A 12,160-nucleotide genomic window follows, 5' to 3' on the forward strand; every position below is an offset into this window, starting at 1 on the left:
TTATTGAAAGGAGGTGAACGGGATGGACGTTTTTGAAAAGGTACAAGAAATTACGGTTGAGCAATTAGGCGTTGATGCAGCAGAAGTTACTATAGACTCTACATTCGTAGATGATTTAGGTGCTGATTCACTAGATATCGTAGAATTAATCATGGCTTTTGAAGAAGAGTTTGAGATTGAGATTCCAGATGAACTTGCTGAAAAAATTCGTACTGTTAAAGATGCAGTGGATTTAATCAAAGAAAAAAAAGGCTAGTTGTAATTTTAATGGGAAGTTAGGCAAATGATTGAGCTATATGCTTGGTCATTTGCCTAAAATGAATGGAGGAGTGTTTGTTGAAACTGCCAGCGCTTAAAATAGGCCATTTAGTAGCTGAAGTACCAATTGTACAAGGTGGTATGGCCATTCGCCTTTCTACTGCTCGTTTAGCGGCTGCAGTTGCTCTGGAAGGTGGAATAGGGATAATTGCTGCATCCGGCATGACTTTTGATGAATTGAGAAGAGAAATACGTTTAGCTCGAGAATTAACAAATAATAAAGGCATTATAGGAATTAATGCTATGGTAGCAGCAAGGGAGTTCTTAGGATTAGTTAAGACTGCAATTGATGAGGGTATAGATTTGGTTATTGCTGGAGCAGGGTTTTCAAGGGATATTTTTGCTTTAGGTAAAGAAGCGAATGTTCCAATTGTGCCAATTGTATCTTCTGTAAAATTAGCTAAAATATCTCAATCTTTAGGAGCTTCAGCGATAGTGGTTGAAGGTAAGGAAGCAGGGGGACATCTTGGAACAGATTTACCAATGCTTGAGATATTTCCAGATATAAAAAAAGCTGTAAATATTCCTGTAATTGTTGCAGGAGGAATTGTAGATGGGAAAGATGTTGCACGGGCGATTTCTTTAGGTGCAGATGGTGTACAAATGGGTAGCAGATTTGCAGCTAGCGTGGAATCAAATGGAGCACCAAATTTGAAGGCAATGTATCTTAATGTAAAAGAAGAAGATATTGTATTAATAGATAGTCCTGTAGGGTATAAAGGCAGAGCGGTAAGAAATCCGTTTGCACAATTATCTCTAGAGGGAAATACCCCGAGACCAACAGAATGCAGATCCTGTTTGAAACATTGCGAACAGAATTTTTGTATTATTAATGCTCTGATTAGAGCGCAACAAGGTGATGTAGAAACAGGTTTAGTATTTAGTGGCGAAAGTATGACACGTATAAATGAAATTTTATCTGTAAAAGAAATTTTTGCCAGAATTAAAAAAGAAGCCGAAGAATACAATAGGGAGTGATATAAGTGAGCAAGCGCGTAGTTATAACTGGAGTTGGAGCGGTAACTCCAATCGGAATAGGTAAAGATGAGTTTTGGAATAATTTAATAGCAGGAAAATCCGGTATTGGATTGATTACTCGTTTCGATACGACTGATTTTACCAGTAAAATAGCTGGTGAAGTTAAAGATTTTGATTACACTCAATATGTAGATAAAAAAGAAGGCAAGAGAATGGATCGCTTTGTTCATTATGCAATAGCTGCTAGTAAAATGGCCATTGCAGATGCTGAGTTAGACTTAGACAAAGTAGATAGAGACCGCATTGGTACTTGTATAGGCACAGGTATTGGTGGTGTGGAAACTTTACATGATCAATATAAGGCATTATTCGATAAAGGTCCTAATCGTGTTAGTCCGTTTTTTGTGCCAATGATGATTGCTAATATGGCTGCTGGACAAGCTTCTATAACATTAGGTTTGAATGGACCAAGTACATCTATTGTCACAGCTTGTGCAAGTGGTACAAATTGCATTGGTGATGCTTTTAAAACAATTCAAAGAGGGGATGCGGAAGTAATGCTTGCTGGAGGAACAGAAGCAGCTATTTCTCCGATTGCAGTTGCTGGATTTTGCTCTATGAAAGCTCTTTCTACTAGAAATGACGCACCAGAGCAGGCATCAAGACCATTTGATAAAGAACGTGACGGCTTTGTTATGGGTGAAGGATCCGGCATTGTTGTCTTAGAAAGTTTGGAACATGCACTTGCCCGCAATGCGACTATTTATGCCGAAGTGGTTGGCTATGGTACTAATGCAGATGCTTATCACATGACAGCACCTGCTCCAGAAGGTGCTAAAGCTTCAGAGTGCATGAAATTAGCGTTGAAAGATGCAGGTGTAGCACCAGAAGCGGTGGATTATATTAATGCGCACGGGACATCAACGCCGATGAATGATAAGAACGAAACATTAGCTATCAAAAGTTTGTTTGGTGAACATGCTAAAAAACTAGCAATCAGTTCAATCAAATCAATGACAGGTCATTTGCTGGGGGCAGCAGGTGGAATAGAGGTTATAGCTACTGCGTTGACAATAAAGAATTCTGTTATTCCGCCAACAATTAATTACACAACACCTGAAGATGGCATGGATCTAGATTATGTTCCAAATACATCAAGAAAAGCTGAAGTTAATATGGCACTATCTAACTCTTTTGGCTTTGGTGGGCATAATGCGGCTATCTTATTAAAGAAATACACTATCTAGTAGGTGTTTGAATGCACATTCAAAGAAAAAAAGAATTATTAAACTTGTGTGCCACATTAGGGGAAAAGATTAATAATTTGAGTTTGCTAAATACTGCACTTACACATTCCTCATATGCCTATGAAAATCGTAACCATGGGATGACTATGGATAACGAGAGAATTGAATTTCTAGGAGATTCTGTATTAGGCTTGATAGTGAGTACTTTCTTGTATAAGAATTTTCCTGAAATGAACGAAGGGGAAATGACGAAGATAAGGGCGAGGTATGTCTGTGAACATGCGTTAGCTAATTATGCGCGCAAGATATATTTAGGTAAATATATCTTGTTAGGTAAAGGCGAGTTAATGAATGGCGGCAGAGATAGGAACTCTATTTTAGCAGATACATTTGAATCTGTTATAGGTGCCTACTACCTTGATGTAGGCTTTGAATGTACAAGAAAAGTTGTTTTGGATTTAATTTCTGACGAAATGTTAAATTGTGACTTAGCAGATAGTTTTGTTGACTATAAAACTCAGTTACAGGAGCTTGTGCAACGTGATGCTGATAATGTTATTAAATATTATGTTGTTAATGAAATTGGCCCAGATCATAACAAACAGTATGATGTAGTTGTTAAAATAAATGATGCAACATATGGTGGGGGTTTGGGAAAAAACAAAAAAGAAGCTGAGCAATTAGCTGCAAAACAAGCTTTAGAAAAATTAAAAAAATAAATTAAAAACTATCTCGGAAATATGTGCTATATTAAAAACTTGTTTATAGCTTATATTAATTCGGGATAGTTTTTCTTAATTAAAGGAGAAAAAATGTATATTGTACCTGTTTTTATTCCTCATGCAGGGTGCCGACATGAATGCACTTTTTGTAATCAGAAAATAATTAGTGGTCAAAGTAGATTTGATTTTAAAAGTGTAGAATTGCAAATAGAAAGATTTATTTCATTATTGCCTCAAGGTAGTGATAAGCAAGTAGCTTTTTATGGTGGCTCTTTTACAGCTTTAGATCAGGAACTCCAAATTCGCTTGCTACAGCATGTGAAAAAACGCCAGGATAAAGATCATATAAAAAGTATTCGTGTGTCTACAAGGCCAGATTGCATAGATACTGAGGGATTGAAAACTCTAAAAGAATATGGAGTAGAAATTATTGAATTAGGAATTCAAGCTATGGATAACAAAGTTCTTGAATTGGCAAAACGTGGGCATGGTAAAGAAATTGTTTTAAATGCAGTCGAGTTAATAAAAAAAGCTGAAATAAAAGTTGGCGTGCAACTGATGGTGGGTATGCAAGGACAAGACTGGAAGAGTATAATATCTAGCACTAACTTAGTTTTAACTTTGAAACCAGATATGGCCAGAATATATTCTTTAATGGTTTTAAAAGGTACAGAATTAGAAAAAATGTATATTAAAAACGAATTCGCACCTAAATCTTTGCAAGAGACTATTGCTCAGGCAAGTTATATTTTGCAAAAACTAAAGGAAAACAATATTCCTGTGATTAGAATAGGCCTGCAAGCTGAAGAATGCTTGCAAGAAAATATTATTGCCGGAGAATATCACCCAGCTTTTGGGGAGATGGTTAGCCAACACTACTATCAAATGCTTGTTGCAAAATTTTGTGATGATTTGCCTGGGAAAATTAGAATAACAGTGAAAGCTGAATATCCAACTAAATTAACTTCAAAAATCATTGGAATACGACAATATAACAAAAAATTTTTTGCAAAGGCCTACCCAAATATAACAATAAATTGGTGCGAAAATAACGAACTTGTAGATTTAAAATTAAGTTTTGAACAACCTAGGCAATTATAAAAAAATGTTATGTTTATGATATAATAAACAATAGTGCCGATTCGAAAAATCTCAAAATGGTTGGTGATACATTTGTATTTAAAGTCTTTAGAAGCAGTAGGATTTAAATCATTTGCCGAGAAAGTAACTGTTAATTTTCAGAAAGGCGTTATTGCCGTTGTTGGACCTAACGGAAGCGGGAAAAGTAACATTACCGATGCAATAAGATGGGTTTTAGGAGAACAGAGTACAAAATATTTACGTGCCTCGGCAATGCAAGATGTGATTTTTTCAGGAACACAACTTCGCAAACCAGCAAATTTGGCTCAAGTTTCTTTGGTGTTTGACAATTCGGATCACAGTTTACCTATTGATTATCAAGAAGTTGAAATAACTAGACGACTTTATCGTAGTGGTGAAAGTGAATATTATATAAATAAAAAAGGCTGCAGATTAAAAGATGTCCATAATCTTTTTTTGGATACTGGTGTAGGCAAAGGGTCATTATTTGTCATTGGGCAAAATAAAGTTGATGAAATTCTTAATGGGCGAGCTGATGAAAAAAGAATTTTAATTGAAGATATTGCAGGGATAATAAAGTATAAGTTGAAAAAACAAGAAAGTATCCAAAGACTAGATAAAGTACAAGAAAATTTATTGAGAATTTGTGATATTAAGCTTGAAAATGAAAACAATATTGAAGTTTTAGCAAGAGAAGCCGAAAAAACAAGGCAGTATAATGATTTATATGTTAGTTTGAAGCATAATAGCATTCAAGAATATCTTTATAATTATGAAAGTTTGCAAAATTCCATTGGCGAGTTAGAAAAAAAATATCGAGAACAGGATATAAATAAAGAGCGAAATATTTTAGATATAAACAATTTAGAGGAAAATCAAGCTAAGAATAATAAAACCTTAGAGGAGTTAGATAATTATTATTCTGAAATGCAAACCAAACTTACCAGTTTATCTACCACTTGTGAAAAAATATTAGGCAGTAGTTCGGTTTTGCGAGAACGACAAAATCAATTAAAAAATAAAATTGTTGAATTAGACTTACAACAAGAAAAATTAATAGCTGATTATAATCACCACAATAATATCAATTTGGTGAATTTGCAAAAAGATAAAAACGTCAAAGAACAAGATTTGATTGGTTTAAATAATACTTATGCCAATTATCGCAGCGAATATGAGCGAATTAATGATATATACAATGATAAGATGGTTGCTTATAAAAATTTTCAAGAGACACTAAGTAACAGTCTTAATGAATATCTAGATAAAAAAAATCATATATTGTATTTGCAAAAAAATATAGAACAAATACAGGCGCGTATTATCAGACAAGCACAGGAAGCTGATGACAGTGAAAAATTACAGCAAGCTGCAGAGTTAGAACTGGCAGAACATACAAATAATTTAAGAAATACTGAATTGCAAAAAGTGAAATTAAATAAAGATATTGCTGAAAACCTAGAAAATAAGCAAAAACTACAAAATGAAATTGCAGTATTGCTTCAGAAAAAGGCAGATATTGAAGTGCAATTGCAAAAAATAAAAAACCAAAATACGGTGTTAGAGAGACTGCATGCTGCTTATCAAGGATTTGCTGTTGGGGCCAGAAGTATTTTATCGGCACAAAAATCATGGCGGAGCGGAATAATTGGTGCTGTAGCAGAAATTTTAACAGTTCCGAAAGAATATATTCTAGCAATTGAGACTGCTTTGGGAAGTAGTATGCAAAATATTATTACACAAGATGATAAAGTTGCAAAAGTAGCAGTTGAATATTTAAAAGAAAACAAATTAGGGCGAGTAACCTTTTTACCATTAAATACTTTAAGTCCGCAAAAATTTATTGATTCTCAAGCTTTAACTGAAAAAGGTGTTCTTGGTACAGCAGAAAGTCTAGTAGCTTGTAAGCCAGAATTAAAGATAGTTGCTAATTTTTTATTGGGAAGAATTTTAGTAGTTGACAATATTGATAATGCTTTAAATATTGCGCGTAAATACAATTTTAAGCATCGTTTAGTTACAATAAGTGGCGAAGTAATAAATATTGGTGGCTCTTTAACAGGAGGAAGTTTTAAAAATAGTGAACCGAGTTTTTTAGCACGGGAAGAAGAAATAAAAACTAATAAAAATAATATACTTAAATTAGAAAAAGAGTATAAATTATTGGCTGGGGAATTTGAAAATAAAAATTCGCTTTTTAAAGAGCTAGAGATTAAAGTTCAATTTGCTACGGATGAAGCTCAACAAATGGCGGTTAAATCTTCTAAACAGCAAGCTCAAGTAGAATATTTAAAAGAAAAAGTAGAAAATTTAAAGCTAGAAGTAGCAAGTTGTAATAAAAATGTAGAGAGAGAAAAAATAGAACTACAAGAATTAGAAGCGCAACTAGTTCAAGTAGAGGTTCTACTTACGAACTTAGAAAACAGCAAAGATTTAGGTAGAGAAGACTTAACACAGCAGGAACTAGAAATAAATAGTTTGCAAGTAAAGCGGGAAAATTGTTTAAAAGCCATAAATGAATTGGAATTGCAAAAAAACAGTTTACAACAGGAAATTAAATATTTACAAGAAAAAATTTTATATACACAAGAAGATCTGGAAAAGATAACAACAGAACGAAGTGAAGTGGTAAGATTAATTCAAGAAAATCAGCTCGCAGAAGCGTCGCTCTTAAAGGAATTAACTGAAATTGATGAGCGACAAAAACAAGCGGAAATGGATATCGTAGAGCAGAAAAGAAAAAATTCAGCGATAGCTATACAACGCGAGAGTTTGCTGTCTAAGCAAATTGAAATACAGACAGCATTGCGGGAAAAGAATTTATTGCAAAGTAGTTTAGAACGGGCAGCAAGTAAAGCCGAAATGAATTTAAACGAAAAACGAATGCTTATAGATAATTTGAATAATAATTTACAGGAAAAGTTTTCGCTTGATCTAGAGCAAGCAAAAATGCTACGTGAAGAAGGCATAAACATTAAAGTTTGCAAAAAAAATATTCAAAATATCCAAGAGGCTATTAAAGGTTTGGGATTAGTAAATCCTAAAGCCATTGAAGATTACCAGCTTGCTGCAGAAAAACTAGAATTTATGAACAAGCAATATCAAGATTTACTAGAAAGCAAAGATAATTTAGAAATAATAATCCAAGACATTGATAAAGCGATGACGGAGAAATTTAAGGTGGCGTTCAAAGAACTTAATGAAGAATTTGGCAAAACCTATAAAAATTTATTTGCAGGTGGAAGCGCGCGTCTGGAATTATTAGAGGCAGATGATTGGCTGAATTCTGGCGTAGAGATTTTTGTCCAACCAGTTGGAAAAAAACAACAAGCTTTATCTTTATTATCAGGAGGAGAAAGGTCATTAACTGTAATAGCTCTTCTTTTTGCGATACTTTCATTGAGAAAAACATCTTTTTGTGTTTTAGATGAAATAGATGCACCACTAGATGAAGCGAATTTACACAGATTCAATAGATATTTGCAAGAATACGGTATTAACACTCAATTTATAATCGTAACTCATCGTAAACCTAGTATGCAAATAGCAAATACTATTTATGGAGTAACAATGCAAGAACCAGGAATATCAAAAGTTTTATCAGTCCAAATTAAAGATATGGAGGTAGGAGAATGAGTTTTTTTGAAAGATTGAAAGATGGCTTAAGCAAGACAAGAAAAAATTTCACGGAAAAAATTGAAGCTCTTGTTAGTAGCTCTTTGAAAATTGATGAGGACTTTTTAGAAGAGTTAGAGGCGGTATTAATAACTGCTGATGTTGGTAATAAAGTAGTGCAAAAGCTGTTATTAGAAATAAAAATTGCAACTAAAGACAAGATAATAACGCAACCAGAACAAGTAATTCCATTTCTGCAAGAAAAAATTTCAGAAATATTAGCTAAAGACTTGCAAGGGACACGTATATCTGGTAAACCAACTGTAATTTTGGTAGTAGGTGTAAATGGAGTAGGAAAAACCACTACGATTGGGAAATTAGGTAATTATTATAATTTATTAGGATATAAAGTAATGTTTGCGGCGGCAGATACTTTTAGAGCGGCTGCAAGTGAACAATTAGAAATATGGGCAGAACGAGCTAATGCAACCATAATAAAACAAGGTGAGGGAGCGGATCCAGCGGCAGTTGTGTTTGATGCTTTACAGGCTGCTAAAGCTCGAAATGTCGATGTGCTATTCATCGATACAGCTGGTAGATTACATAATAAAGATAACTTGATGAAAGAATTAGAAAAAATACACCGTGTAATAAAACGCGAACTTCCAGATGCTCCGCATGAAACATTTTTAGTTTTAGATGCTACAACAGGTCAAAATGCTTTGAATCAAGCAGATGTTTTTACTAAAGTAGCAAATGTCACGGGGATTGTTTTAACAAAGTTAGATGGAACAGCAAAAGGTGGAATTGTTTTAGGCATAAAAGAACAGGCAAATATTCCCGTAAAATGGATTGGTGTGGGCGAAAAATTACATGATTTTAGACCTTTTAGTCCAGAAGAATTTGCAAAAGCGCTCTTTGACAAGTGAAAGGACTTGACAAAAACAATGCAAGCAATTATAATGTGTAAAGGCATTATGCTTGACGGGTGGTGAACTAGTGTTAGAGGCAAGATTTAAAGTAATAATGTTATATGATTTTTATGGTGCTCTATTGACAAATCGTCAGCAAGAGTATATACAGGCGCATTATTTAGAAGATTGTTCGATAACCGAGATAGCAGAAGAGCATAAAGTTTCAAGGCAAGCTGTACATGATGCAATTAAAAGAGCTGAAACGGTAATGTCTGATTTTGATAAGAAATTAAATTTATTAGCACGCTGGGAAAAAGAACGTCAGCTCTTAAAAGAAGTATTAACTGAATTAGAAAAAAATAGAGAATTGATAAATATAGATGATTGTAGAAAAATTGTGCGAAAAATTTTAGCGGACGGAGGTGTGTGAGGTGTTATTTGAAGGATTAGCTGATAGATTGCAAGAAGCATTTAAAAAATTAAAAGGCAAAGGCAAGATAACGGAAGAACATGTAAATGAAGCGTTGCGTGAAGTGCGAATGGCTTTGCTAGAAGCAGACGTAAATTTTAAAGTTGTTAAAGACTTTATTGCCAAAGTAAAAGCTAAAGCTATTGGTCAAGAAGTACTAAATAGTTTAACACCAGCACAGCAAGTCGTAAAAATTGTTAATGAAGAACTTACCGATTTGATGGGCGGAACACAAAGTAAATTGACAGTTGCGGCTAAACCGCCCACTATAATAATGCTTGTAGGCTTACAAGGGGCAGGGAAAACTACTACCGCAGGTAAGTTAGCCAATCATTTGAAAAAGCAAAACAAAAAACCTTTGATGGTAGCGGCAGATATTTATCGCCCCGCAGCGATCAAGCAATTGCAAGTTTTAGGCGAGCAACTAAGTATCCCGGTTTTTACAATGCCAGAGGGAAATAGTCCAATTGAAATTGCCCGCCAGGCTATTGATAAAGCAGTTTCCTTGTTTTGTGATACAGTTATTATTGACACAGCTGGTCGATTACACATTAATCAAGAATTAATGGCGGAGTTGGACGGAATTAAAAATGTAGTTCAACCACAGGAAATATTGTTAGTTGTAGATGCTATGACTGGTCAAGATGCGGTTACTGTTGCGGAAAGCTTTAATGCAACACTAGATGTAACTGGTTTGATTTTAACTAAGTTAGATGGTGATGCTAGAGGTGGGGCGGCTTTATCTATTAAAGCAGTTACCGGAAAGCCGATAAAATTTGTAGGTATGGGTGAAAAACTAGATGCTTTGGAACCTTTTCATCCAGAACGCATGGCTTCTAGAATTTTAGGAATGGGCGATATCTTAAGTTTAATTGAAAAAGCCCAATCAACAATTGATATGGATCAAGCCGCGGAAATGGAAAAAAAATTGCTAAAGGAAGAATTCACTTTAGAACAATTTTTAGACCAATTACAGATGATTAAGAAAATGGGTTCGATTGAGTCTATTTTGAACATGATTCCTGGCATGGGAAACATTAAAAAATTGCAAAATGTAGAGATAAATGATAAAGAAATTCTTCATGTCGAAGCTATAATTCGTTCAATGACCAAAAAAGAACGGCGTAATCCGAATATCTTAAATGGAAGTAGACGAAAGAGAATAGCCTTAGGTAGTGGCACGCGTGTTCAAGATGTAAATAAACTACTTAAACAATTTGAAGAAAGCAAAAAAATGATGAAACAAATGCAAGGAATGCAAAAATTAGCTAAAAAAGGTGGTTTCAAACTACCTTTCATGAAATAAATTATTGACTGAACAACCAATTTTTAAGGAGGTGAATTTAAAATGGCAGTAAAAATTCGTTTAAATCGTATGGGGTCTAAGAAAAATCCTTTTTACCGTGTAATCGTAGCTGATTCACGTTCTCCACGTGATGGTCGCTTTATCGAAAGCATTGGTTATTATGATGCTACAAAACAACCAGCTATCGTAAAAATTGATGAAGAGAAAGCGCTTGCTTGGTTAGCTAAAGGAGCTCAACCTACTGATACTGTGAAATCTTTATTTAGCAAAGATGGTATCATGAAAAAATGGGATGAAGTAAAACGCTCAAAGAAAGAGGCTTAAAATCATGAAGGAATTGGTAGAATTAATTGCCAAATCCCTTGTGAGTAATCCTGATGCGGTGAGCATTGAAGAGGAAGTGAATGGTACAACCACAACACTTCGTCTTCATGTTGCCCCAGAGGATATGGGTAAGGTGATTGGCAAACAAGGAAGAATTGCAAAAGCAATTCGCAGTGTTATGAAAGCAGCCGCAACTAGAAAGAATATAAAGGTGATTGTGGATATCATCTAATTTAAGGATGGATATGACTATGCAAAGTATGATGGTTAGATTGCCAATTAATATTAAGGCTAAAGTTACAGAAAAATTGAAACGTGAACTTACTAACGAGTTTACGGCAAATTTGAAAAATGTTGAATACGAGCTAGAGCAAATCGAATTTCATGGTAAGCGTATGTTAGCTGAACAAGCAAAGCAAGATGCCCAAGGATTGCCAGCGTTGCGTGAACAAATAGAAGCTGAACGGGCAAAGCGCTTAGAAGCAAAAAATGAGTTAGAAACAAAGATTGCTGCAACGGAAAAGTTAGAGCTAGGTGCTGAAATTATGCGCGGCAATATGGAAAGAGTTTATGAATTAAAAGTTGGCGACGTTTTAGATGAGATAATTGGTGCAGAAATTTTACTAGAAGATGGTAAAGTTATTGCGTTTAGGGAATAAGAAAACCTATGAATAAGAACAAAATTATTATAGGAAAGATATTAGCCCCGCACGGTGTGCGGGGTGAAGTTCGTATTAAGCCATTAACCGAGTTGCCAGAGAGATTTTTGACTCTTTTGGAATTGAATATTGAAGAATATGGACAACTTAAAGTAGAGCAAGCCAGATTTCATAAACAATTTGTTTTAGTAAAATTAGCTGGGATTGAAGATATGAATGCCGCTGAAAAACTACGTGGTCACAATATAGTAATGGATAAAGCTGATTTAGGTAATTTACCAGAAGGTAGGTACTATGCTTTTGAGATTGAAGGACTAGAAGTTTATGATACGGAAAATAATTTTTTGGGCAAAATAATTGAAGTATTGCAAACAGGAAGCAATGATGTTTATATTGTGAAAAATAATGAAGGTAAAGAATTGTTGATCCCTGCTTTGAAAAAAGTTGTAAAAAATATTGATTTGTCAGAAGGGAAAATGTTAGTTTCTCTTTTAGCTTGGGAATAAA

13 protein-coding genes are annotated in these 12,160 nt (G+C 34.4%); all 13 read left to right on the forward strand.

Translation table 11 applies throughout. From position 1 onward, the window contains the following. Positions 1–22: 22 nt before the first annotated feature. The 13 genes from SUCMO_RS0105145 (at position 23) to rimM (ending at position 12,159) form a co-directional block, all read left to right on the forward strand. Positions 23–256, forward strand: coding sequence for an acyl carrier protein (locus SUCMO_RS0105145; RefSeq protein ID WP_028953888.1), 234 nt, complete (start codon positions 23–25; stop codon positions 254–256). 80 nt (positions 257–336) lie between these two features. Continuing rightward, positions 337–1,296, forward strand: coding sequence for a nitronate monooxygenase (locus SUCMO_RS0105150; protein WP_019879485.1), 960 nt, complete (start codon positions 337–339; stop codon positions 1,294–1,296). A gap of 5 nt (positions 1,297–1,301) precedes the next feature. Beyond that, positions 1,302–2,543 (forward strand): beta-ketoacyl-ACP synthase II, encoded by a 1,242-nt coding sequence (fabF, locus tag SUCMO_RS0105155; protein ID WP_019879487.1) that lies wholly within the window; start codon positions 1,302–1,304, stop codon positions 2,541–2,543. Positions 2,544–2,554: 11 nt separating this feature from the next. Next, entirely contained in the window at positions 2,555–3,262 is a 708-nt protein-coding gene (gene rnc, locus SUCMO_RS0105160; RefSeq protein WP_019879488.1) for a ribonuclease III, read from the forward strand. A 93-nt stretch (positions 3,263–3,355) separates the two neighbouring features. Next, complete coding sequence (locus tag SUCMO_RS0105165) at positions 3,356–4,366, forward strand: elongator complex protein 3 (RefSeq protein ID WP_019879489.1); 1,011 nt, start codon at positions 3,356–3,358, stop codon at positions 4,364–4,366. Positions 4,367–4,438: 72 nt separating this feature from the next. Further along, positions 4,439–8,002, forward strand: a complete 3,564-nt coding sequence (smc, locus tag SUCMO_RS0105170) for a chromosome segregation protein SMC (RefSeq protein ID WP_019879490.1) — start codon at positions 4,439–4,441, stop codon at positions 8,000–8,002. Continuing rightward, a complete protein-coding gene (gene ftsY / locus SUCMO_RS0105175) occupies positions 7,999–8,910 on the forward strand; it encodes a signal recognition particle-docking protein FtsY (RefSeq protein ID WP_019879491.1) in 912 nt (303 codons plus the stop codon). Before smc ends, ftsY begins: the two co-directional genes overlap by 4 nt. 70 nt (positions 8,911–8,980) lie before the next feature. Continuing rightward, positions 8,981–9,325, forward strand: a complete 345-nt coding sequence (gene ylxM / locus SUCMO_RS0105180) for a YlxM family DNA-binding protein (protein ID WP_019879492.1) — start codon at positions 8,981–8,983, stop codon at positions 9,323–9,325. A 1-nt stretch (position 9,326) separates the two neighbouring features. Continuing rightward, a complete protein-coding gene (ffh, locus tag SUCMO_RS0105185) occupies positions 9,327–10,670 on the forward strand; it encodes a signal recognition particle protein (protein WP_019879493.1) in 1,344 nt (447 codons plus the stop codon). 42 nt (positions 10,671–10,712) lie between these two features. After that, positions 10,713–10,994, forward strand: a complete 282-nt coding sequence (rpsP, locus tag SUCMO_RS0105190) for a 30S ribosomal protein S16 (protein ID WP_019879494.1) — start codon at positions 10,713–10,715, stop codon at positions 10,992–10,994. A gap of 4 nt (positions 10,995–10,998) precedes the next feature. Further along, on the forward strand, positions 10,999–11,226 hold the full coding sequence (locus tag SUCMO_RS0105195) for a KH domain-containing protein (protein WP_019879495.1): 228 nt from the start codon (positions 10,999–11,001) through the stop codon (positions 11,224–11,226). A 19-nt stretch (positions 11,227–11,245) separates the two neighbouring features. Beyond that, positions 11,246–11,653, forward strand: a complete 408-nt coding sequence (locus SUCMO_RS0105200) for a YlqD family protein (RefSeq protein ID WP_019879496.1) — start codon at positions 11,246–11,248, stop codon at positions 11,651–11,653. An 8-nt stretch (positions 11,654–11,661) separates the two neighbouring features. Further along, entirely contained in the window at positions 11,662–12,159 is a 498-nt protein-coding gene (rimM, locus tag SUCMO_RS0105205) for a ribosome maturation factor RimM (protein WP_019879497.1), read from the forward strand. Position 12,160 lies beyond the last annotated feature (1 nt).

The organism is Succinispira mobilis DSM 6222 (assembly GCF_000384135.1).
Lineage (GTDB): Bacteria > Bacillota > Negativicutes > Acidaminococcales > Succinispiraceae > Succinispira > Succinispira mobilis.

Coding starts and splice junctions, on each gene's coding strand:
- ftsY (WP_019879491.1), top strand. CDS start 7,999: ATGAGTTTTTTTGAAAGATTGAAAGATGGCTTAAGCAAGACAAGAAAA.
- rimM (WP_019879497.1), top strand. CDS start 11,662: ATGAATAAGAACAAAATTATTATAGGAAAGATATTAGCCCCGCACGGT.
- rpsP (WP_019879494.1), top strand. CDS start 10,713: ATGGCAGTAAAAATTCGTTTAAATCGTATGGGGTCTAAGAAAAATCCT.
- SUCMO_RS0105195 (WP_019879495.1), top strand. CDS start 10,999: ATGAAGGAATTGGTAGAATTAATTGCCAAATCCCTTGTGAGTAATCCT.
- SUCMO_RS0105165 (WP_019879489.1), top strand. CDS start 3,356: ATGTATATTGTACCTGTTTTTATTCCTCATGCAGGGTGCCGACATGAA.
- rnc (WP_019879488.1), top strand. CDS start 2,555: ATGCACATTCAAAGAAAAAAAGAATTATTAAACTTGTGTGCCACATTA.
- SUCMO_RS0105200 (WP_019879496.1), top strand. CDS start 11,246: ATGCAAAGTATGATGGTTAGATTGCCAATTAATATTAAGGCTAAAGTT.
- SUCMO_RS0105145 (WP_028953888.1), top strand. CDS start 23: ATGGACGTTTTTGAAAAGGTACAAGAAATTACGGTTGAGCAATTAGGC.